The organism is Desulfuromonadaceae bacterium (assembly GCA_019429445.1).
Classification (GTDB): domain Bacteria; phylum Desulfobacterota; class Desulfuromonadia; order Desulfuromonadales; family JAHYIW01; genus JAHYIW01.
The window spans coordinates 50677-74332 of record JAHYIW010000006.1; the positions used below are offsets into that span (position 1 = coordinate 50677).

At 55.4% G+C, this 23656-nt stretch carries 16 protein-coding genes and 2 pseudogenes; 9 read left to right on the forward strand and 9 right to left on the reverse strand.

Annotation, left to right across the window (positions count from 1 at the left end; genetic code table 11):
* Positions 1–12: 12 nt before the first annotated feature.
* From ileS to K0A93_03320, 3 genes are all read right to left on the reverse strand, one after another.
* Positions 13–2787, reverse strand: a complete 2775-nt coding sequence (ileS, locus tag K0A93_03310) for an isoleucine--tRNA ligase (protein ID MBW6511135.1) — start codon at positions 2785–2787, stop codon at positions 13–15.
* 172 nt (positions 2788–2959) lie between these two features.
* Positions 2960–4036, reverse strand: a complete 1077-nt coding sequence (locus tag K0A93_03315) for a (p)ppGpp synthetase (GenBank protein MBW6511136.1) — start codon at positions 4034–4036, stop codon at positions 2960–2962.
* 113 nt (positions 4037–4149) lie between these two features.
* Positions 4150–5403: an NAD(P)/FAD-dependent oxidoreductase gene (locus K0A93_03320; GenBank protein ID MBW6511137.1), complete on the reverse strand. Its 1254-nt coding sequence runs from the start codon at positions 5401–5403 to the stop codon at positions 4150–4152.
* A gap of 159 nt (positions 5404–5562) precedes the next feature.
* Here K0A93_03320 and asd point away from each other — a divergent pair, with 159 nt between their 5' ends.
* Positions 5563–6660 (forward strand): aspartate-semialdehyde dehydrogenase, encoded by a 1098-nt coding sequence (gene asd / locus K0A93_03325; protein ID MBW6511138.1) that lies wholly within the window; start codon positions 5563–5565, stop codon positions 6658–6660.
* A gap of 63 nt (positions 6661–6723) precedes the next feature.
* Here asd and K0A93_03330 read toward each other — a convergent pair whose 3' ends face one another.
* From K0A93_03330 to K0A93_03355, 6 genes and pseudogenes are all read right to left on the reverse strand, one after another.
* Positions 6724–7548, reverse strand: coding sequence for an alpha/beta hydrolase (locus tag K0A93_03330; protein ID MBW6511139.1), 825 nt, complete (start codon positions 7546–7548; stop codon positions 6724–6726).
* Between the two features lie 349 nt (positions 7549–7897).
* Positions 7898–9646 (reverse strand): Flp pilus assembly complex ATPase component TadA, encoded by a 1749-nt coding sequence (gene tadA / locus K0A93_03335; protein MBW6511140.1) that lies wholly within the window; start codon positions 9644–9646, stop codon positions 7898–7900.
* 136 nt (positions 9647–9782) lie between these two features.
* Positions 9783–10352 carry a hypothetical protein gene (locus K0A93_03340; GenBank protein ID MBW6511141.1) on the reverse strand — a complete coding sequence of 190 codons (570 nt, stop codon included), beginning with the start codon at positions 10350–10352 and terminating at the stop codon, positions 9783–9785.
* A gap of 44 nt (positions 10353–10396) precedes the next feature.
* A complete protein-coding gene (locus K0A93_03345) occupies positions 10397–10651 on the reverse strand; it encodes a hypothetical protein (protein ID MBW6511142.1) in 255 nt (84 codons plus the stop codon).
* Positions 10652–10998: 347 nt separating this feature from the next.
* The gene (locus K0A93_03350) at positions 10999–11343 is read right to left on the reverse strand and encodes an alkylphosphonate utilization protein (protein ID MBW6511143.1); all 345 of its coding nucleotides are present in this window, start codon (positions 11341–11343) and stop codon (positions 10999–11001) included.
* A 65-nt stretch (positions 11344–11408) separates the two neighbouring features.
* Positions 11409–12324: pseudogene (locus K0A93_03355) on the reverse strand (transposase).
* 92 nt (positions 12325–12416) lie between these two features.
* On the opposite strand from K0A93_03355, the pseudogene K0A93_03360 reads away from it, so the two are divergent.
* The 8 genes and pseudogenes from K0A93_03360 (at position 12417) to K0A93_03395 (ending at position 23381) form a co-directional block, all read left to right on the forward strand.
* A pseudogene (locus K0A93_03360) lies at positions 12417–13755 on the forward strand (IS1380 family transposase).
* Between the two features lie 379 nt (positions 13756–14134).
* A complete protein-coding gene (gene gatC, locus K0A93_03365; GenBank protein ID MBW6511144.1) occupies positions 14135–14422 on the forward strand; it encodes an Asp-tRNA(Asn)/Glu-tRNA(Gln) amidotransferase subunit GatC in 288 nt (95 codons plus the stop codon).
* Positions 14423–14467: 45 nt separating this feature from the next.
* A complete protein-coding gene (gene gatA, locus K0A93_03370) occupies positions 14468–15925 on the forward strand; it encodes an Asp-tRNA(Asn)/Glu-tRNA(Gln) amidotransferase subunit GatA (GenBank protein MBW6511145.1) in 1458 nt (485 codons plus the stop codon).
* Positions 15926–16033: 108 nt separating this feature from the next.
* On the forward strand, positions 16034–17482 hold the full coding sequence (gene gatB, locus K0A93_03375; GenBank protein MBW6511146.1) for an Asp-tRNA(Asn)/Glu-tRNA(Gln) amidotransferase subunit GatB: 1449 nt from the start codon (positions 16034–16036) through the stop codon (positions 17480–17482).
* Between the two features lie 43 nt (positions 17483–17525).
* Complete coding sequence (gene mtnA / locus K0A93_03380; protein MBW6511147.1) at positions 17526–18575, forward strand: S-methyl-5-thioribose-1-phosphate isomerase; 1050 nt, start codon at positions 17526–17528, stop codon at positions 18573–18575.
* Position 18576: 1 nt separating this feature from the next.
* A complete protein-coding gene (gene glnE / locus K0A93_03385; protein MBW6511148.1) occupies positions 18577–21771 on the forward strand; it encodes a bifunctional [glutamate--ammonia ligase]-adenylyl-L-tyrosine phosphorylase/[glutamate--ammonia-ligase] adenylyltransferase in 3195 nt (1064 codons plus the stop codon).
* Between the two features lie 92 nt (positions 21772–21863).
* Positions 21864–22784, forward strand: a complete 921-nt coding sequence (locus tag K0A93_03390) for a diguanylate cyclase (protein ID MBW6511149.1) — start codon at positions 21864–21866, stop codon at positions 22782–22784.
* Positions 22785–22871: 87 nt separating this feature from the next.
* Entirely contained in the window at positions 22872–23381 is a 510-nt protein-coding gene (locus tag K0A93_03395; GenBank protein MBW6511150.1) for a rubrerythrin family protein, read from the forward strand.
* Positions 23382–23656 lie beyond the last annotated feature (275 nt).

The window sequence follows — 23656 nt, forward strand, 5'->3', positions numbered from 1 at the left end:
GTCAGCTCCCGATCAACCGAGTGCCGTACGACAGCGGGTGCAGATGGTCGGGTGGTCGGTGTGGCTGCCGACCGTTTCCGCATAGTTCCAGCAGCGCTCACATTTTTTGCCTGCGGCCTTGTCGATGCGGATTTTCAACCCGCTGACTTGCTCACCGGCACAGCCGTCATTGAGCGTCTCACATACCTCGACTTGCGAGACAATAAAGAAGGTCGCCAGCTCATCACGATAATCATAGAGCAATTGTTGCGCCGGTCCCTCGGCCGCGAGCAGCACCCTGGCGTCGAGGGAATGGCCGATGCGCTTGTCGCCGCGCGCAACTTCCAGCGCTTTCGACACGTCGGTCCGAATCTTCATCAGGCGCTCGTAGCGGGCTTCCAGTTCGCTGTCGATCAGCTTCAGCTCAAAACGCGGAAAGCGCGCCAGATGAACACTCACTTCGCGTTCACCGGGCAGTTCGGCCCAGATCTCGTCGGCAGTGAAGGCCAGGACCGGCGCAATCAACCGGGTCAGCGCGTCGAGGATATAATACATGGCGGTCTGCGCGCTGCGCCGGGCGATGCTGGCAGCCGGAGCGATGTAGAGACGATCCTTGAGAATGTCGAGGTAAAAGGCACTCATGTCGACGGAACAAAAATTGTGTACCGCATGATAAAGGATGTGAAAATCGTAGTCTGCGTAAGCTTTTTCAACGCGGGAGGTCAATCCCTCCAGTTTTGATAACGCCCAGCGATCGATTTCGACCAGCTCGCCGGGCGCGACCAGATCGGTTGCCGGGTTAAAATCGTGGAGATTGCCGAGAATATAGCGGGCGGTATTGCGAATGCGCCGATAGGCTTCCGACACCTGTTTGAGAATCGCGTCGCCAACGCGGGTATCGTTGCGATAATCCTGAGTGGCAACCCACAGGCGCAGAATTTCAGCGCCGAACTTGCTGATCACCTCTTCCGGTGAAACGACGTTGCCGATCGATTTTGACATCGGTCGCCCGTTCTGATCAAGGACGAAGCCGTGAGTCAGAACCGCTTTATACGGAGCGACATCGCGGGTGCCGACCGACGCCAGCAGCGACGAGTGGAACCAGCCGCGATGCTGGTCGCTCCCCTCCAGGTACAGATCTGCCGGGGTTGACAGCTCCGGACGTTTTTCGACCACGGCGGCGTGTGACACACCGGAATCGAACCAGACATCAAGGATGTCCATCTCCTTGCGGAACTGGTCATGCCCGCAGGCCGGGCAAGTGGTGCCTGTCGGCATCAGTTCATGGGCTTCCTTTTCAAACCACTGGTCGCTGCCACCGTTTTCAAAAAGGTCGGCAACATAGTGCATGATCTTGCCGTCGGCAAGGGGTTCATCACACTTGGTACAGTAGAAAACAGTGATCGGCACCCCCCAGCTGCGTTGCCGGCTGATGCACCAGTCGGGACGACTCTCGATCATATTGTAGATGCGTTCGCGCCCCCAATGCGGAATCCACTGCACATCGTTGATATGCTGCAAAGCTTTGTCACGCAGGCCGTTCTTTGCCATTGAGATAAACCATTGCTCGGTCGCGCGAAAGATGATCGGTTTTTTGCAGCGCCAGCAGTGCGGATAGCTGTGCGACAGGCTGCTCTGTTTGAGGAGTGCACCGACTTCTGTCAGTTTGGCGTTGACTGCGTCGTTCGCTTCGGCAACCTTGATGCCGCCAAAGAATTCAACCTCGGGGCGATAGCGGCCGTAATCATCGACCGGATTGTACACCTCCAGCCCGTAACGCAAACCGGCCACGTAGTCATCCTGGCCGTGACCGGGAGCAGTGTGAACACAGCCGGTTCCCGCTTCGAGGGTGACATGGTCGCCGAGCATGATCAGCGACGGGCGATCGTAAAACGGGTGCTTGCAGTTCTTCTTGTCAAACAGTTCCCCGGAGAAGGTAGCCAGCACCTGATAATCATTGCTGCCAAGCTCCTTGAGTACCGCCGCGTGAAGCGCCTCGGCGAAGACCAGCACTTCGCCGTTGACCGCAACCGCAACATAGTCAAGCTTGGGATTAAGGCACACACCGAGGTTGGCCGGGATCGTCCACGGGGTCGTCGTCCAGATGACAAAGGAAAGGGGCTTCCCCTGCAAGGAGGCTAGTTCCGCGGGGAGTTCGTCGAGATAGGGAAATTTGACAAAGATCGATACCGAGGTGTGTTCGGCATACTCGACTTCAGCCTCGGCCAGCGCGGTGACACATGACGAACACCAGTGCACCGGTTTTTTCCCCTTGTAGAGCGCGCCGCGCTCGGCAAAGCGGGCCAGTTCACGGGCGGTGGCGGCTTCATAGTCAGGGGTCATCGTCAGGTAGGGATGCTCCCAGTCGCCAAAGATGCCGAGACGCTGGAACTCCTCGCTCTGGATCCTGACCCATTCTGCGGCGTAGGCACGGCACTCCTTACGCACTTCCGCTTTGCTCATGTCGCGCTTCTTCTTGCCGAGCTGTTTGTCGACCATCAGTTCAATCGGCAGACCATGGCAGTCCCAACCGGGAACATAGGGCGCATAAAACCCTTGCATGCGGCGACTGCGAATGACGATGTCCTTGAGAATTTTGTTCAGCGCATGGCCGATATGGATATGTCCGTTGGCGTAAGGAGGACCGTCGTGCAGGGTAAAATTCGGCAGCTCGACGCCGCGCTCCTCGAGCTTGGCGTTAATGTCGATCTCCTGCCATTTTTTCTGCATTTCCGGTTCACGTTGCGGCAGATTGCCGCGCATCGGAAAATCGGTCACTGGCAAGTTCAGGGTGTCTTTGTAATCCATGGTTTCCTCCGCGCCGGTTCAGATAAAAATCAAGTGTAGCAACCTATCAAAACAGCACGATAAGTCAAGGGAAAAGCTGATTTAGCAGGGAGTTGCACGGTTAAAGAAAGAATCTCGGTGCAGGGGGCGTCAGGGAACATAGTTAACGATCAGAGCTCTGGACCCAAGGGGCTCAGGGCGGGCCGCCATGAAATTCCTGTAACCAGCTGGTAAAACGTTCTTTCGGACGGGTGGCCAGAATCCGGCTGAAAGTTTCCGGATTGTAAAGGTAAAGACAATGGCGGATGGTGGTGTAGGGTCTGAAGGAACTGTCGGGATTTTCGAGCATGAAATTATCGCGATATTCACTGACAATTTTCAGGTTTTCGGTCAAACTTTTGTGCAGATCGGCTTTCTGGAAAGAATCGTCCAGCCTTAAAATCCCCTGCACAAAATCGTCAACCTTGTAATCCTCGAATTCGAAATCACGGAAAAAATGCGTGGCGATGCGCAGAAAGTTAAACGCATTGATGGTTTTGTCGCTGGTTGAGGAAGGTTCGCTAACTTCGCTGTTGGCGTCAGGCAATTCGACCACCGGCGCGACCGTGGCTTGCTGAATCAGCTCTCTGGTCGCATTGCGAATTTCCTTGAACTCCCGGTCAGCCAGTTCAAAAAGAGCGGAAAGAATATTAATCCGGCGCTTGAGATCGACCGGGATCGATTTTTTGTATTTGATCTTGTGATCGAGTACACTCCAGGCATCCTGAATCAATGACCTGATCTGGACTTCGAACGGAACATCGTTATATTGCGGGTATTTCTGTTGTGCGGCCAGTTCCTCATTCAGGACCAGATCCATATGCAGCCCTTTGTAGCCAAAGGATCCCTCCGTACTTTCGACAGCCGTAATCTTGTCAGTGACATCGATGATCCTGAAGTGCTTTTGCAGCACCTCCGAAACGGCGGCGATCTGGTCCTCATATAGACAGACCACACGGATGCCGATCAAGTCGGACAGATAGTCCTTGATCTCGTAGGGTTGTTCATCCGTTTCGAGCTTGCTCTGATACTTGCGGTGGAATTTTTTGATGCATTCTTCCCGGTCCTTGACCCGCCCCTCGATTTTAGTCACCTCACCGACCCGGGCGTCTTTAAGCAGTGTGCCGACAAGGCTGATGTAATCTTTGCAGACCTTCTCCAGCCGGGGGCGATTGCTGTCGTAAAATTTGCGAAAGCGGTGCTTTTCTTTGGCGAAGTCCAGAGAGGCCACAACAGGCTCCTTAAAGCGAGGGAAATCCAGAACAATCCAAACGAATTTTTACAAAGATGCAGAGGAGTGTCAAGCCTGCGCCGACAGCAAGCGGTCAGGGATTGATCGTACTGTCATCTGGTGTCAGCGTGAATCGTTGCGGCCGACAGACCGGCAAGCCAGCCGGTTGAAAATGCGGCCTGGAGATTGAATCCGCCGGTATCGGCCTGAAGGTCGAGTACCTCGCCGGCAAAGTAAAGTCCGTCAACGATTTTAGAGGCCATGGTGCGGGGATCGATGTCCTTGACCGACACGCCTCCGGCGGTAACGATCGCCTCATCGAGCGGGCGATGACCATTTACCTGAATGATGAAGTTTTTCATCCAGCAGCGCAACTGCTTTCTTTCCACCGCAGTGACGCTATGTCCAAGACGTCCGTCGGGGATTCCGGTCATCGCCAGACAGGCGGGAATCATCGCCATCGGCAGCAAACCGCGCAGAATGTTTTTTAACTCTTCCTGGTGACGCTGCTGAAAATCCCGCAGCAGCCGGGCATCGAGTTTTTTGTCATTGAGGGCCGGTTTGAGATCAAGATGCAGTTCGACCTTTTGCTCCTCATTGAGCGCATCGACCACCGCGCCACTGATCGTCAGAATCACCGGGCCGGAAATCCCCGTATCGGTAAAGGTCAGTTCACCGAACTCTTCCCGCACCTTTTTACCGTTCACAAAAAGCGCCGCGTTGATGTTTTTCAGCTGAAGTCCGTTCAACAGCAAAATAGCTGGATCGCTCGACGTCAACGGGACCAGCGACGGGCGGATCGGCACCAGGCGATGGCCCACGGCGGTGGCCAGACGGTAACCGTCGCCGGTTGAACCAGTGTCGGGATATGATGCGCCTCCCGTCGCGACGATAACCGCGGCGGCGGCAATCATGTTGTCGTTGACCACCACGCCGATGATTTTACCCTGGTCACTCACCAGGAGTGCGACCGTCGCACCGGTTCTGACCTTGACCCCGAACGATTTAACCCACGCCACCAGCACGTCAACAACATCGCCCGCCCTGCCACTTTCGGGGAAGACCCGCCCTCCCCGTTCGGTGACCACCGGCAGACCGATAGAGGCAAATAATGCGAGCAACTCTTTGCTGAAAAAGCGGTGGAAGGCTTGGCGGAGAAAGCGTCCATTTATCCCGAAATGGGCAATAAACTCTGGAAGATCGGCGGTATTGGTGAGGTTGCAGCGCCCCTTTCCGGTAATGCAGAGTTTCAGCCCCGGACGTTTTTTCTTTTCGAGGAGCAGAACCCTGGCCCCGTTTTGCGCCGCAGTCCCGGCAGCCAGAAGCCCCGCCGCGCCGCCGCCAATGATAATGATTGGTTTTTGCATGGCTGATTCATAGCATAAATCCGGGCAAAGATGGTCGAAATTTATGTGCGCGGGGTGATCAGCGAACGACTTGATCAGTAAATTGCGTTGAAAAGTTTTCCATTTCAGATATAATCCACCACCTTGAATAACAAATTCTCCACAGAAGGAGTCAAAACAATGAAAGTCGGTATTGTTGGTTGGCGAGGGATGGTCGGGTCGGTTCTGCTGCAACGCATGCAGGAGGAAAAGGATTTCGAATTTATCGAGCCGGTGTTTTTTTCTACCTCACAGGCAGGGCAACCGGCACCGTTTGCTGCGGGAACCTTGCAACGTGCGGATGACATTGAGCAGCTGAACAAGCTTGACGCCATTATCACCTGTCAGGGGGGTGATTACACTAAAGCCGTGCATCCGCAACTGCGTGCTGCCGGTTGGCAGGGCTACTGGATCGATGCCGCTTCGACCTTACGCATGGCAGATAATGCCGTCATTATTCTCGACCCGGTCAATCAACACGTCATTGACGCCGCCTTGACCAGCGGCATCAAGGACTACATCGGCGGCAACTGTACCGTCAGCCTGATGTTGATGGCGCTGGGTGGCCTGTTTCGTGCCGGGTTGATCGAGTGGATGACCGCGATGACCTATCAGGCCGCGTCCGGGGCGGGCGCGCCGAACATGCGCGAACTCATCAGTCAGATGGGGGGGCTGCATGACAGCGTCGCCACACTGCTGGCTGATCCCGCAGCGTCGATTCTGGATATCGATCGTCAGATCACGACGACACTGAACGGCAACGTTCTGCCGACAGAAAACTTCGGTTTCCCGCTCGCTGGCAGCCTGTTACCGTGGATCGACCGTGAAGTCGAAGACGGTCAGAGCCGTGAAGAATGGAAAGGATTGGTTGAAACCAACAAGATCCTCGGATCCGAGCAAATGATCCCGGTTGACGGGCTGTGCGTCCGCATCGGGGCGATGCGTTGTCACAGCCAGGCGCTGACCATTAAACTGAAAAAAGATCTACCAATGGCAGAGATTGAGGAGCTGATTCGCACCCACAATCAGTGGGTTGAACTGGTGCCGAACACCAAGGCCGATTCGCTGGCGCGGCTCACCCCGACCGCGGTATCAGGAACCTTGACCGTGCCGGTCGGGCGTTTGCGCAAGATGAACATGGGGCCAGAGTATCTGTCCGCGTTCACGGTCGGCGATCAGTTGTTGTGGGGGGCGGCGGAACCGCTGCGCCGCATGATCCGGCTGCTGATCGAGCGTTGACTTAATGCGCTACCATGTACACAAAAAAACGGGAGCCCGCAGGCCCCCGTTTTTTTGTGTGCTTCAGACGGCAACGGCGACGGAACGAAACAGCGTCGGCTTGATCACGCTCAAACTCTCCAGAAATGCCAGCAGACAGCGGTTGACAGCGTGCGCGCATTCCAGATTAAAGAGATGACCACCGCCGCGAATGACATGATGAACAAATGGCATGCCGAGCGTGGCGGGCGGCGGAGCAATGGTGTCACGATCACCGAACAGCGCCAGCATCGGCAACGGGCAACGCTGTGCAATTTCGTTCCAGTTGAGGCGTCGGGTGCAGGCGGACATGGTGCGCGCCAATGCTGTGGAAGAACAACTTTCGATCCATTGGCGAATCTCTCCGGCCAAACCGCGCCCGACGAGGGTCGCCCCCGCATGAGGCAGAAACTCCTGGCAAAGACCGTCGATAGCCGCGCGGCGTTGACCATCACGCGCCAACTCCTCAAGCGCCAGACGCCGCGCGCAGTCCGCGCTACTCTGCTCCACGATCGGAGGCGCCAACAGGCAAGTCCCCGCGACACGTTGAGGATATTTGGCGAGCAGTTCCAGAATCACCGCGTTGCCGGATGAGGCACCAATCATCACCGCCCGCCCGATACCAAGGCAATTCATCAACTTAATAATGTCATCCGCATGGGTCGAGAGAGTAAAAGAGGCGTCCCCCGACTGGCTCGCGCCGAATCCGCGCAGGTCTGGCGCAATCACCCGATATCCCGCCTGTGCCAGAGTTGCGCATTGCTCACGCCACATGCGCCGGTCAAGAGGGAACCCGTGAATCAAAAGGACTGCCGGGCCACTGCCAAGGTCATCGTAATCCAGTTTGAAATTATCAATTTGTACATTCATGGGATTCTCCGAAATCGTTGAGGGTTAGAGCATCTTTCCGGAGCATATGGCAATGATTATACCAGTGTTTGATCTGTTTATCAAAAATCGGATAGTTATTATGTTTCAGTAAGTTAAAAAGTTTTCTTAGATACTGGAACGATCAACGGCTGGAAAATTCTTTTGCAGAACAGCAAAAGCGTTATACAAAAAAGAATATAATTATCATCTGGCGCATTTTATAACACAAGTGATAACGACAATTATTATGTTATTTCAGTGAGTTAGGGTTTAATGTGAAGAGATATACGCGGTTTTTCGCAAAAACAAAAGAGGATCGATACGGTTTTTTTGCAGGTATGCAAAAAAGCTAATCGTTCCCGACATAGAGCGTTTTTTTCAATTCGTCAATGGTGGTAATCCCATGGAGGACTTTTTCGCAGCCAGCCTCAAAAAGGGAACGTGTTCCGTCGGCTCGGGCACACTCAAGCAGTTCCTGGCTGCTCGCTCCTTTGCGGATCAACTCCTTGATTTCATCGGTAATTCTTATCAGCTCGTAGATCGCGGTGCGACCACGATAACCACTCTCCATGCAAGCCGAGCACCCCGTCCCCTGTCGCAAGATGACATTCGCGGAATCTTCCGGTGCAATGCCGAGAAAATCGAGGTTTTCACGGGTGGGTTCGACAAACTCGGCACAAACGTCACAGACCTTGCGCACCAGTCTCTGGGCCATTACCAGTAACAGGGTGCTGGTGATGACATAGTGGGGAATGCCCATGTCGAGTAGCCGGACAATCGACTCGACAGCATTGTTGGTATGCAGGGTCGACAAGACCAGATGTCCCGTCTGGGCTGCACGCATGGCGATGGTGGCGACTTCCGTGTCGCGAATTTCACCGAGAAAAATAACGTCCGGGTCTTGGCGCAGGATTGAGCGCAGACCGTCCGCAAAATTCATGCCGCCGCGTTTATTGACTGGAATATGGTTGATGCCGGGGAGCGTTGCCTCGACCGGATCTTCCAGGGTAACAATATTGAGTTCCGAGTTACTGATAACATTCAGCCCCGAGTGGAGGGTTGCCGTTTTCCCGCTTCCGGTCGGTCCAGTGATCAGGATCATGCCGTGCGGGGCATTAAGACAGCGCTCGAAGATCTTGATATCATCGGGATCAAAGCCAAGCTGGTGGAGGGTTTCAAGTTTGTTGTCTTTTTTCAGCAGGCGCAGCACCGTTTTTTCACCATAAACAGTGGGGATTGTCGAGACCCGGAAATGGATAACCTGCCCTTGATAGTTAACGGCCAGATGACCGTCTTGAGGGATTCGACGGATAGTGATATCCATATCACTCATGACCTTGAGCCGAGCGGTGATTGCCGGAGCCAGTCGTTTCGGCGGGCTGAGAATGGTGCGCAAACGGCCATCGACACGGAGCCGAATCCGCAATGAGGTGGCGTAAGGCTCGACATGGATATCGCTGGCACGGCGGTTGATTGACTCGACCAGCAGAAAATTACACAGCGTAACAATCGGGGACTGGGTGCTTGCCAGCTGCAGTTCGTGAGCGAGGAGTGCAGCGGAGGCCGGCTCGTCCTCACCCGGTTCGCGCATCTCGACGTTTTCCAGTTGCTCAATCGCCTTGTTGTAGAAGTCCCCCCCTTGCAGAATCTCGTCGATCAGCCCCTTGGTTTCAAGGTGTCCCTCGATATAGCGTTTAAAGTCGCCCTCGGTGCAGGTCGCAATCACCAGTCGCGAAAACCCGGTCTTGAAGCGAATGTCGTCAATCGCCGTCAGGTTGTAGGGGTCCATCATCGCGACCCACAACTTGCGGTCTTCACATTTGATCGGGATGACTTCGTATTTGCGGATCAGCTCGACAGAAAGCAGGTTTTGCAGGTTGGGGTCGGGAATGACGTCTTCCAGATTGACAACTTCCACCCCCATCTGGTCGTTAAGCGCGGTACGAATCTGCTCTTCGGTGCACAGGTTGAGACTGACCAGCGTCGCCCCAAGTCGCCCACCGCCGCGCCGCTGTTCTTCAAGGGCTTTTTCAATCGCCGCTTCACTGACAACGCCCGCTTCAACCAGAAATTGACCGAGTTTATGTCGAAAGTTCATAGATCCTCAACGGAAGATGGAAATATCCTCTGAAAGAGTAGCAAGCGGTGCAGCGGTGTCAAATGGTGCGATAGTCTTTGTGTTCGCTGCTGTCGATCACGAAAGGAGAGTGAAAAACGGCGGAGCGCATCAGGCTTTATAGTTCGAGCTGTCCGAGCGTAGCGGCGATCTGCTCAAGCTGGCCCAACTCCACCACAGTAAAATCTGCGCCCGCCTCATCCGGCGTTCTCCCCTTGCGACTGATTTGAATCACCCAGCGTACGGAATTGTCCCAGCTGGCCGGGGCACTGATAATTTTCTGGATCGGGAGGCGGTGCTCCGGGTCGTCCGGGGTACGTTCCATCATGTGCAGGTGATTGGTGTCGGCGAAGGTATTATCGATCCGTGGCTGGCGATCCTTGATCGTCAACGCCACCAATGAAGTGACGAACGATTTGAGCGGAAAGTTGACCATGCTGCCACGGCGTGAAGGTGGCCAGCTCAGTGACGCATGGCGCCCGGCGGGATCAATCTTGAATAAACCGACCTCATGGGAACGGACCCCGAAAAAAGCGGCAATCTCCCGCGCAATCATCTCCAGACGACGTTCTCTTGCGGTGACGCTGTAGATTTTCAACAAATGCTGACAAAATGCGTCGATATTCATCATGTCCTCGTTCAGGGGGCAGGGCGTTCCGGTCGTTTGTGCCGGGGCTAAACCCGTCACGATTCACTATCAGGTCAGCCGCTTTCAAGCACATCCAGCTCTGGCTAGTCAAACTGCGACGGCGAGTGATGATTGCCGATAATCTCCCGCACCACAGAAATCTTCTCGTGCGGAAAAGCCATTGCGTGCAGGATTTTTTCGGCCTCGTCAGGGCCGTACTTTTCCTGTAACTTGCCGGTATTGTAGCCATGCGCCGCTTCGGCCGGCTTGATGCCAACAGCGTGCAACAGTGCCGCAGCAATGATGATATCGCGGTCAATACTGATCCACTCGCAAAAAAGAATGAGATGGCTAAGCAAAAATTTCGTCCTCCAAGGCTTGGTGGTTTTTCAGGGGCGAAGGCCTACATCAGGTAGGTCGAGGTCCTGAAAAATCAGCGTAACGACGGAGGGCGGACTTTTTGCGACGCCATCAATATTCGTTTGTTCACGACATAGATTCAGGCTGTGATGCAGCACCAGCAGCGCGTGTTCGATGCGCCGGGCGTCGGTACCGAAAAAATCGACCAAACGGCAGGGCAACTGACCGATCAGGTGTTCTATAAAGTCCGTCGTGTTGGAGGATTAAGCCACTGTTTTATTGATAACAGAGGGCTGTTCCGGGTGCAAGCAAGAAACGGGCGGGTTGGAACCGGTTGGGTCAATTATCATCCCAGCTTTTTCACAAACTCGGACTTCAACTTCATCGCTCCGATCCCGTCAATCTTGCAATCAATGTCATGATCACCACCGACCAGACGGATGTTTTTAACCTTGGTGCCGACCTTCACCACCAGCGACGAACCTTTGACTTTCAGATCCTTGATCACGGTGATCGTGTCGCCATTCGCCAGGACATTGCCGTTGGCATCCCTGCTAACGTCGGCATCGACAGAACCGGTCACAGCGTCAGCCAGCGCCCATTCATAAGCACATTCCGGACAAACGTACAGCGCCCCGTCTGCGTAAGTATATTCAGATCCACATTCCGGACAATTCGGCAACGAACTCATGTATTACTCCCGTTGGTGTGTACAAAGCAAACCCTCACAGAATTGTCTGTAGGGCGTCCATGGTGTTAATTTACTTCCACTATTGCGGCATGCAAGGACATCATCCTGCTCGCCAGTTTCGGATCATCCTGCCTTCGATCCGACAGGCGGCGCACGGCTGAACTGATGCTCCCGATATCCCGGTTCACCCGCCTGGCCACATCGGAAAGTGTCACGCAGCCCGATTCACGGGCCAACCAGCCCGCCACCGCGCGCGCTTCTGAAGCAATCCGCTGCTGTGCCCTTGTGCTCAACATGGGCACGTCGAGATGATAGGCGAGGCACACCTGGTCGATAATGTGTTGCGCTGTTATGTGACGCGCCATCCCCCTGAGCCGGACAGGCATTTGTTTATAAAATTGTCGTCGCCGAGAAGCCGTGAATCGGCACCGGCACCGTGAAACTCGGGACGGTGTGCTTCCCCTGCCCCGTCAAACACAAACGCCGTGTAGGCCGCTCGCGACCTGGCAACATTTTTCCCAACTGGACAAGCACCTAATCGGTGGTCAACCACGGAAGTATTTCCCTCCCAAGGTAAGCGCGGTGACTGCTCCGGGGGTATTCTTCCGGGCTTGTGACCATCCCGGCTCGCACCGGATTGAGATGAAGGTAGCGAACCAGTTCGAGCAGATAGTTGTCACCATCCACCAGCACGGCCTTGTAGCGTCCCTGAAAAAGATGGCCGGTCCGTTTCTCCCGCCAATTGATCCAGCGGGCATAACGGAAGGAGAGATTCTGCATGCAGCGCGAGAGAGGAATGGCACCGACTTGCAAGGCAAGGTGGATGTGGTTGGACATAAGACAAAAGGCGTGAAACCGGTAGCCAAACCGACAGATTCCTTCCTGAAGCAGCAGATAAAAACAATAGCGGTCAGCGTCGAGTAGAAACACGTCCTGCCCGCCGTTACCCCTGAGAATTACGTGATACCTACATCCTGCAATCGTTTAAAAATAGTGGAGATTAAATAAAGAAAAGGTAATATTCCCTTGGAGTTAGATGCCAATCAAGCCATCAGGGATGGATCACCTTTCCCATGCAAACATTATCACAGAAAACATCGACAAGGAAACCAGAAATCAAGGGAGAGGCTACGGCAAAAGGAATGACGGTCGACACAGGCCTTATTCCTGTGCTGAAGTTTATGGACGCCCTCCAACTTGAAAAAATGATTTCCACCATGGTGTCAACTCCTGAACGTGCCGCCAACGCAGCGTACCGTTTTTCCGATGCCGTACAGATGACTTTTTGTGCTCAGATCGCCGGGGCAACAGCTTTAGAGTATGTCCCGAAAATATGCGGCGACGCGGTTGTCCTTCGCTGCGCAGGGTGGGAGAAGGGGCCTCATGCGACGACTCTTGGTCGTATCATCAAGGATGTCCGTGAGCGCAACATCTGCGAGTTGGAATCATTGGTCCCCAAGCTGCGTCACAAGGGTTGGAATCGCATGCTGCGTAGCAATCGTAAACTAACCTGCGCCCTGACCGACATGATCATCGATATGGATTCAACGGTGCAGGGCGTCTGTGGTCGGCAAGAGGGGGCCAAGAAAGGATACAATCCTCACAAAAAAGGGCAGTTGGCTTATCACCCCCTGCTGGCGTTCTGTGCCGAGACCAAAGAAATTCTCCATAGCTGGTACCGTTGTGGTAGCGCTTATACCAGTAACGGAGCTGTTGAATTCCTCAAAGAGCTGATGGCCGGATTACGCCACGGGGTGAAATATCTCCTTCGTGCCGACAGCGGCTTCTTTGACGGTGATCTGCTTGACTATCTGGACTCGATTGAAGCCAGCTGCTGATCAAGCTTAAGTTGAAAAACCTGGATCAACTTCTCGCAAAGCAGAACTGGATCCTCTTTACAAAAGATCCGGGGTGGGAAGAGACAACCTTCAGCTATCAATGCGGGACCTGGTCAAAAACAAGATCTTTTGTCGCGGTACGGTATCAGACCGGCGTCACGGATGACTTGTATCAGACACCGATCTATCACCGCTTCTGCTACGTCACCAATGAGAAGAAGAGCCCCATGGAGACACATCGTCACTATGGTCAACGCGCCACAGCTGAAACCTGGATCGAAGAATGTAAGAGTCAGATGGGTGCCGGTTATATCCGGGCAAGTAAATTCCTAGCCAACTCGGCTCTCTTCCAGTGCCGCATACTGGCCTACAATAGCCTCAAGTGGATGGGGCTTCTGACCGGGCCGCCGGACAGACATGGGAAGTCAAAACCGTTCGTCTCTGGTTGATACGACTGGCTGGCAAGTTGGTGTCATCAGGGAGACAACTCACACTCAAGATCCCTCAGAAGTTCCTCTACCGTGAACAGTGGGAGGCTTGGGAGCATATGACCCGTGCGCTTTGCTTTGACTGACCAACGACACCAATCAATTCAAGCGGCGTCCAGCAGGAAAAAACGCACTCCGTGGAGAAAAACAAACTCCGTGGAGTCGTGCGTCCTGATGGCACGACCTGCCCCCCCCCGTCATCATTCTGACCAAGTTTAAAATGAGCCCGTCGTTGGCAATATGTGACGGATAGCCAGACATGCAAAAATTTTTCTTCCGATGATCGGATAAGTACAGGTCTGTTTTGTCTCAGAAAACCAGATTGCAGGATTTAGGTTAAATGTAATTTCAAGCAATTACGCAGAGAACAAATTTGTCCTGATATCACCGCTTAGCACTTGAAAAAAAGTCCCGCCCCGTGGTAGTTTTCGCGGGCAAAACATTCTGTTTCAGGGAGTATAACCAATGAAAATATCGCGTGAACAAGTGGTGCAGGTGGCGAAGCTGGCGCGGCTGGAGTTGGGCAACGATGAACTCGATGCGCTGACCGGTCAGATGGATGCGATTCTTGCCTATGTGGATAAACTCAATGAACTCGATACCGACGGGATTATTCCGATGGCCCATGCGGTTCCGGTGGAGAATGCTTTCCGTGCCGATGCGCCGGTTCCGTCGCTGGGGACAGAAAAAGCGTTGAGTAATGCGCCCGCGGCAGCCGATGGCTGTTTCAAGGTGCCGAAAGTCATCGAATAATCAACCATCCCACGGTTTCCCGTGATGACTGTTCTGGAGTAATTTATGAGTCTGACTGATCTGACCCTTCGCGAACTGCACGACAAGTTACGCACCAAAGAGCTTTCCTCGGTTGAGGTGACCCGCGCCTATCTTGAGCGAATCGCCGCGCACAACGCCGCCCTCAATATCTATCTGACCGAACGTCCCGTCGAGGCGCTACGCGACGCGGAAGCCGCTGACCGGCGGATCGCCGCCGGTGAGGCCGCGCCGCTGACCGGAATTCCGCTGGCGCTCAAGGATCTGCTCGTGACCGAGGGGATTCGTACCACCTGCGGTTCTAAAATTCTGGAAAACTTCATTCCGCCCTACAACGGCACCGCCGTGCACAAGCTGCGCGACAGTGGCGCGGTGCTCCTTGGCAAGCTGAATATGGATGAATTCGGCATGGGCAGCTCGAATGAAAACTCCGCCTTCGGTCCCTGCTGCAACCCGTGGGATCGCGAGCGGGTCGCGGGGGGGTCATCGGGGGGCAGCGCCGCCTGTATTGCGGCCCGACTGGCGGTGGCCAGCCTCGGCACCGATACCGGTGGTTCGATCCGTCAGCCCGCGTCGCACTGTGGGGCGGTCGGTCTCAAGCCGACCTACGGGCGGGTGTCGCGCTACGGGGTGGTCGCCTACGCCTCGTCCCTCGATCAGGTCGGGCCGATGACGCGTACGGTTGAGGACAGTGCTTTGCTGTTGCAGACCATCGCCGGGTATGATCGGGCGGATTCGACCTCAATCGACTGTCCGGTGCCGGACTACCGCGCCGCACTGCGCAACGACCTCAAGGGGGTGCGGGTCGGCCTGCCCAAAGAGTATTTTATCGACGGGCTCGACCCGGCAGTGCAGCGCACCGTTGCGAGTGCCATCGACGTCCTGCGTGATCTTGGCGCCGAAATTGTCCATGTCAGTCTCCCCCACACCGACTACGCGGTCGCCTGCTACTACCTGATCGCCACCGCCGAGGCTTCCAGCAATCTGGCCCGCTACGACGGCGTGCGTTACGGTCGCCGCGTCACCGGGGAGGGCGGGTTGATCGAGATGTACAACCGCACCCGTGGTGCGGGGTTTGGTGACGAGGTCAAGCGCCGCATCATGCTCGGCACCTACGCCCTCTCCTCCGGCTACTATGATGCCTATTACCTCAAGGCGCAGAAGGTCCGGACGCTGATCCGCCAGGATTTTCTCGACGTCTTCGCGCAGGTCGATGTCCTCGCCACGCCGGTGGCGCCGACCCCGGCGTTTCGCCTCGGCGAGAAAGGTGCCGACCCGCTGCAGATGTACCTCTCCGACATCTTCACCATCCCGGTCAATCTGGCCGGAACGTGCGGGCTGAGTCTGCCCTGCGGGTTCGCGACGGGCAAGTTGCCGATCGGCCTGCAACTGATCGGCAAGCCGTTCGGCGAAGATGCGCTGCTCGGCGTTGGCCATGCTTACCAGCAGGCGACCGACTGGCATAAACAGCAGGCAGAGCTATGATTCTCACCACAGAGATCACGAAGTGCACGAAGAAGTCCTATGCTTGAGTCTTTTCTCCGTACTCTTCGTGCTTTTCGTGGTGCATAAACGATAAAAAGGATTCAAACGATGAATTCAGAATACGAAGTTGTTATCGGGCTGGAAGTTCACGTTCAACTGACCACTGCCACCAAGATTTTCTGCGGCTGTTCGACCGCGTTCGGCAATGCGCCCAATTCGCAGACCTGCCCGGTCTGTCTCGGACTGCCCGGCGCGCTGCCGGTGCTGAACCGGCAGGTGGTCGAGAATGCCATTCGTACCGGGCTGGCGACCGATTGTCAGATTGCGCCGCGCTCGATCTTCGCGCGCAAGAACTATTTTTATCCCGACCTGCCGAAAGGCTACCAGATCTCCCAGTTTGAACTGCCGATCTGCGAGCACGGCCATCTCGACATCCCGTTGGATGACGGCACCAGCAAGCGCATCGGCATCACCCGCATCCACATGGAAGAGGATGCGGGCAAGTTGCAGCACGGTGAAACTCCGGCGACCGCCGACAGTTCGTTCGTCGATCTCAATCGCGCCTGCACCCCGCTGCTGGAGATCGTCTCGGAGCCGGATATGCGCTCTGCAGACGAGGCGATCGCCTATCTGAAAAAACTGCATCAGATGGTCAAGGCGTTGCAGGTCTGCGACGGCAACATGGAACAGGGTTCGTTTCGCTGTGACGCCAACGTTTCGATCCGCCCTTGGGGACAGGCCGAACTCGGCACCCGCGCCGAACTCAAGAACATCAACTCCTTCCGTTTTATCAAGCAGGCGATTGAGTATGAAGTTGAACGCCAGGCCGATGTCCTTGAAGCGGGAGGGAAGGTGATTCAGGAAACGCGCCTCTTCGACAGCACCAGCGGGACGACCCGCTCGATGCGCGGCAAGGAAGAGGCACACGACTACCGCTATTTCCCTGATCCTGATCTGGTGCCACTGGTGATTGACGCCGACTGGATCGAACGGGTACGCGACGCGTTGCCGGAGTTGCCGGAAGCGAAACGTGCACGGTTCGTGCGTGACTACGGAATCCCGGCCTACGATGCCGAAGTCCTGACGCAAAACCACGAAGTCTCCGGCTACTTCGATACCACCGTCGCGGCCGGTGCCGATCCAAAGCAAGCTTCGAACTGGATCATGGGTGAAGTCCAGCGTCGCCTCAACGACGCGGGGAGCGAAATAAGTGCCGCACCGGTCGACCCCGCCATGCTCGCCGGAATGCTCAAGCGTATCGCCGACAATACCATCTCCGGCAAGCTCGCCAAGACGGTCTTTGACGAGATGTGGAAGAGCGGCACGGACGCCGATACGATTATTGAAGCAAAGGGGCTGAAACAGGTCACGGACAGCGGTGCCATTGAAGCGATCATCAATGACGTCATCGCAAATAATGCCCCCCAGGTTGCCGATTATCGCGCTGGTAAGGAGCAGTTGTTGGGCTTTTTTGTTGGTCAGGTCATGAAGGCCAGTAAAGGAAAAGCCAACCCCGCCGCAGTCAACGACATATTGCAAAAGAAACTTCAGGGATAGGACGAATACGATGTCGAAAAATTGTGTTTTCGCCCCGACCGGGGTGACGATCAAACCGATCCTTTATGCCGATGGCGTCCTCAAGATGATCGACCAGCGCCTGCTGCCGACCGAGGAAGTGTGGCTCGAATATACCGACTATCGCGCCGTTGCCGAGGCGATTGTGACGATGGTGGTGCGTGGCGCTCCGGCGATCGGGGTGGCCGCTGCCTACGGTGCGGCGTTCGGGGCGCGCGATATTCAGGCGACTGACGGTGCTGATTTCATCCGCCAGTTCGAAGCGGTCTGTGAGCATCTCGCCGCCACCCGCCCGACTGCGGTTAATCTCTTTTGGGCGCTGAAGCGCATGAAGTCGTTTGCCGCCGCCAATGCCAGCGCCGGGCAACCGGTGGAAAATCTCAAGATCGGCCTCGAATATGAGGCGCTGGCGATTAATGACGAAGATATCCGCATCAATCTGGCGATGGGACGTCACGGCGCGCCGCTGATCCCCGACGGGGCACGGGTGCTGACCCATTGTAACGCCGGGGCGCTGGCCACCGCCGGGTTCGGAACCGCCCTCGGGGTGATTCGGGCCGCCGTCGCGGCGGGAAAAAAGGTCTCGGTAGTGGCGGATGAAACCCGTCCGTTTCTGCAAGGGGCGCGCTTGACCGCCTGGGAACTCTCCCGTGACGGCATCGACACCACCCTGATTTGCGACAACATGGCCGGTTATCTGATGAGCAAGGGGGAGATCGACTGCGTCATCGTCGGGGCCGACCGCATCGCCGCCAATGGCGATGTCGCCAACAAGATCGGCACCTACACGGTGGCGATTCTCGCCAAAGAACACAACATTCCGTTCTACGTCGCCGCACCCCTCTCAACGATCGATCTGGAGCTGAGTGACGGTTCGCTGATTCCGATTGAGGAACGTGATACCCGCGAGGTCACGCATATCGGTGACAAGCAGTTGGCACCGGACAACATCAGCGTGCGCAATCCGGCCTTCGATGTGACCCCGGCCCGACTGGTCACTGCGATCATCACCGAGCGCGGCGCGTTGCTGGGCAATTACAGCGAGGACCTGCGGCGTATCAAGGCCGGAGCCTGATTTGCATCCCGTTGAACTCGCCACGCGGATTACCACTGGCGACCGCACTCTCCTGGCGGCACTGGCGACGGAGCTCGGCTTCGCTGAAAGTCGCAAGACTGCCGCCAATATTGAGGAGCTGCGGGGGCACTTTCCCGCCGAGCTGCTGGCAAAAGTAGTCCTTGATGCCGGTCACGCGGCTGACCCCGATTGTGCGCTGAACGGTCTGGAGCGCCTGACGACAACGCTGAATCCGGATTATCTGATTCAATCTTTGGCAAGTGACACCATCCGCCAACGGTTACTGATGGCGCTCGGCGCCTCGCAGTTTTTGACCAACATCCTCTGTCGCAAGCCGCGTTACTTCGAAAATATTTTTGTCGGGGGCGCGACCGATATTCCCCGCGAGTACCCGGAAATGATCCGCCTGCTGCGTGAACGAATCGCCGCCGATGCCAACTTTGCAACGTTACAAAGCGGCTTGCGCTCGTTCAAGCGGGAAGAGATGCTGCGCATCGCGACGCGTGATCTTTGCGGCTTGGCCGATCTTCAGCAGACGACCGCCGAGCTTGCCGATCTGGCGGCAGCGACCCTGCAACGCGCCTGTGAAGTTTGCGCTACCTTGTTGCGCGCCGAGTACGGGGCGCCCCTCCTCGATAGTGCTGAGAGCGAAGTTTCGGACCGCGGCGAAACCGCGCAAGGTGAAGCGGAATTCTGCATCCTCGGCATGGGCAAGCTTGGCGGTCGCGAGCTCAACTTTTCTTCCGATATCGACCTGATCTATCTCTACAGCAGTGATCGGGGGCGGACCGGCGGGATTACCGATCCGAGCGGACGGGTGAAAAACCAGATCTCACTGCACCAGTATTTTGTCAAAATGGGTGGAATGATTACCAAAGCTATCGGCGAAGCGACCGATGACGGTTTTGTTTTTCGGGTTGATCTTGACTTGCGTCCCGGGGGGCAGCGCGGCGAGATGGCGAATTCGCTTGGCGCAACCGAAATCTACTATGAAAGCTGGGGACAGAGCTGGGAACGGGCCGCAATGCTCAAAGCCCGTCCGGTTGCCGGCGCTCTCCAGGTCGGCGAGGAACTGCTGGAGCGCCTGATCCCTTTCATTTATCGCCGCAGTCTCGATTACACCATGATCGAAGATATCAAGCGGATGAAACAAAAGATCGACAACAGCCTGGCGTACAAGAATCAGGAAGAAACGAATCTCAAACTCGGTCGCGGGGGGATTCGCGAAATCGAATTTTTTATTCAGGCGTTGTTGCTTATCCATGCCGGGAAGAAGCCCGCGTTAAGGGAACGCAATTCTCTTCAGGCGCTGGCCTTGCTGCACGATGAAAAACTGATTACCAGCGAAGAATTCCAGACGCTCCATGCCGCCTACGTGTTTTTGCGCACAATCGAACACCGTATTCAGATCTATCAGGAGCGCCAGACGCATAATATGCCGACGAAAGAGGTGGAATTGCGTTGTTTGGCAAGGCGCAGCGGCTTTACCGATGTCAGTGCCTTTCTGGCTGAACTTGGCCGTCACCGTGACAACGTCGCGGCGATCTACCATGACTTGTTCTATTCCGGTGAAGAGGAGCTTCGCGATGAAATTCGGCCGGAGATTCATCTGTTGTTCGATGCTTCGGCAGATGCCGATCTGATCAAGGACCTGCTTGCAGAAAAGGGGTTCACCAACGTCGACAGGGCCTACGACGCGTTGCTCGCATTGCGCACCTCTCCGGCGCGTTTGACCGAACGCGCCCAGCGTCTTTACGAACGGATTACTCCCTTGTTGATGCAAGCGGTGACCGATTCGCCGGAACCGGATATGGCGCTGGCCAATCTGGAAAAATTTCTTACTGTCAAGCGCGCTCGCGGGGGGTTCTACGCCCTGCTGGCAGAGAATCCGCCGATCATCAAACTGCTGGTTTCATTGTTCGGCACCAGTCAGTATCTGTCGCGTAATTTTATTCTTCACCCGGAAATTCTCGATACGCTGGTTTCCAGCGCTCATGCCAAAACCTTTCGCGAACGCGACGAATTGCGGATCGAGCTCGTCAATCAACTGGCCGAGAGTGATGACTATGAAGATCGCCTCGATATTTTGCGGCGGTTTCGCAATCAGGAGTTTTTGCGTATCGCCTTGAATGACATTCACGGCGATATGCAACAGGGGGCGTGTGCCATGCAGCTCACCTGGCTGGCCGACGTTTGTCTGGAACAAGCCGTCGAACTTGCCTGCGAAGAGTTGCTGCCGCGCTTCGGCCTGCCGTTCGGTCAGGGCGAAGACGCAGAACGCGCGGCAGAGTTCGCGATCATCGCCATGGGGAAACATGGCGGCATGGAACTGAACTACCATTCCGATCTCGATCTTATTTTCATTTACGATATTGCTGGACGCACCCGCCCGGTTAGCGGGACGGAAACAGGCCGTTTTCGCGAGCTGTCGAATCAGGAATATTTCGCCAAGCTGGCCCAGCGGATTATCTCGATTCTCACCCTCGCCACCCGCGAGGGGTATGTCTACCAGATTGATACCCGCCTGCGCCCGTCCGGCAATCAGGGTCCGCTGGTGACCAGCCTTGCGGCTTTTACCCGTTACCACGAATCATCCGCCCAGCTCTGGGAACGGCAGGCATTGCTCAAGGCCCGGGTTATCGGTCCCGCCGCACTGACCCGGACGACGGAGGAACTCCTCACCCAAATCGTCTATCTGCGCCCCTTGCCAGCTGAAACCCGAAGTGAGATTGTGCGCTTGCGCGAACGGATGGAGCAGGAAATTGCTCACGAAGGGGATACCATGTTCAATATCAAGACCGGACGGGGGGGGATGGTCGATGTTGAGTTTCTCACCCAATATCTGCAACTGCGCCATGGGGGGGGATTCCCTGACCTGCGGCAGGTCAGCACGCTGCCCGCCCTTACCGCGCTGCATCGCGAAGGGTTGATCGCTGCTGACGATTTTAACGGGTTGTATGACGGGTATAAATTTTTACGTCGGCTCGAAAACAAGCTGCGGCTGGTTCATGATCAGTCAATCAACCAGCTCTCCAATGATCGCGACTATCTGACTAAACTGGCACAGCGTCTCGGTTATCCGGAGCACCCTTTGTCCCCCCATGAGGCACTGCTCAGGGACTATCGGGCATGGACTGAACGCATCCGTAGCGCCTTCTTGCACTGCCTCGCTGAAGAGGTTGAAGTTCCGTCATAACTCTTTGATATGCGGAGAAACATCAGAGTTAGACTTTACAAACGGACAAGACATGGTTTCATTTAAAAAAATCAACCAGAGTGAATGACGAAATGAATGGTGCAATTATGATTATTGATGATTCCGCGGTGGCGCGGGGTCTTGCCAGTGAATGTCTGCTCAATGCCGGAATCACCAATCGGATCCTGCTGGTTGCAGATGCAGATTCGGGGTTGGGGTTGCTGCGCAACGAGAAGGTTGACTTGATCCTCTGTGATTTGAAAATGCCGGGGATCAATGGCCTGGAGATGCTGCAAAGATTACAAACGGATCCTGCTTTATGTGACATTCCGGTGATCATGTTGACCGGCGACGAATCACGTGAGGACAAAATTCGCGGGCTGGAAAAAGGTGCCAGCGATTATGTCACCAAGCCGTTCGATGCGGCCGAGCTGTCAGCGCGGGTAAAGGTTCAGTTGAAAATAAAATCGTTGCAGGACAGTTTGCGTGCCAGCAACGAACGCTTGCAGGCCCTGGCCAATACGGATGAGCTGACCGGGTTAAGTAACCGCCGCAACCTGTTTGATTTTTTACCTCGTGAGTTTCAACGCAGCTCGCGAACCGGTGACCATCTGTCACTGGCGATGATTGATCTGGATCATTTCAAAAAAGTAAATGACACTTACGGTCATCAGCAGGGGGATTTTGTGCTGCAACGGATTGCCGCGTTGCTGCTCCGAAACTCACGCCCTTATGATTTGGCGGCGCGTTTCGGCGGCGAGGAGTTTGCGCTGGTTTTACCTGAAACCAGTCTCGCCAGCGCGGCAAAAATTTCCGACCGCTTGCGCGAAGAAGTGTGTAGTATGATCTATGCCGCTCCCCTGGAAAATTTGCAGCAGACCATCAGTATCGGCGTTGCCGCCATCCCTCATCCCCGCATTGGCGACATTGACAGTTTGATTCGCGAAGCGGATGATGCCCTCTATCGGGCCAAACGCAATGGGCGCAACCGGGTCGAATCGATGGTTGATTGAGAAGCTGACAAGACAGTTGACATGTGTGTGGAACTCGCTAGAATGGGTAAGCTTTTTAATTTATGATGCACGTATCGGAGAGTTGTGATGGCTGACTTGAAAGAAACCAGGACTGAAGCAAATCTGCTTGAGGCGTTTGCCGGAGAATCGCAGGCCAATCGTCGTTATCTGGCGTTTGCCAGCAAAGCAGAGCAGGAAGGTCATAGGCAAGTTGCGAAGTTATTCCGTGCCGCGGCGGCGGCGGAAACGATCCATGCTCTCGCTCACCTGCGCGTGGTCGGTGGGGTGGGTGAGACTGCCGACAACCTGCGCGAAGCGATTGCGGGCGAGACCCATGAGTTTACAGCGATGTACCCGGAAATGATTGCCGTTGCCGTAGAAGAAAATATCGCCATGGCGAAGCGCAGTTTCGAATTGGCCAACACGGTGGAAAAAATCCACGCGGAGCTTTATCAGCAGGCGCTGGCGAAGCTCGGCAACAACCCGGAAGTCGATTACTACGTCTGCAAGGTTTGCGGGAACACGCTGGAAGGGGCCCCCGGGGGCGCCTGCGAGATATGTGGTGCCGGAGTCAACGCTTTCCAGCTGATCGAATAACTCATCCTCCCCCAGGGTAAACACGCAAGCCGGGCTCTGGGGCCCGGCTTTTTTATTGTGCTCGTCACAGCGCATGAGGTTGTTATGGAAAAATGTCCAGTTTGCAAGGAAGAACAAAAAGGAAAATATTGGTGCAAGAGCTGCAAAACGGTCTTTGTCTGTCCGCAGCAATCGTGTGGGGCCACGATTGGCAAGCGTGACACGGAGAGTTGTCCCCGTTGCGGACTGCTGTTCGCCGATTATCTGGCCGATCGCAAAATGTATCGCCTCTGTCC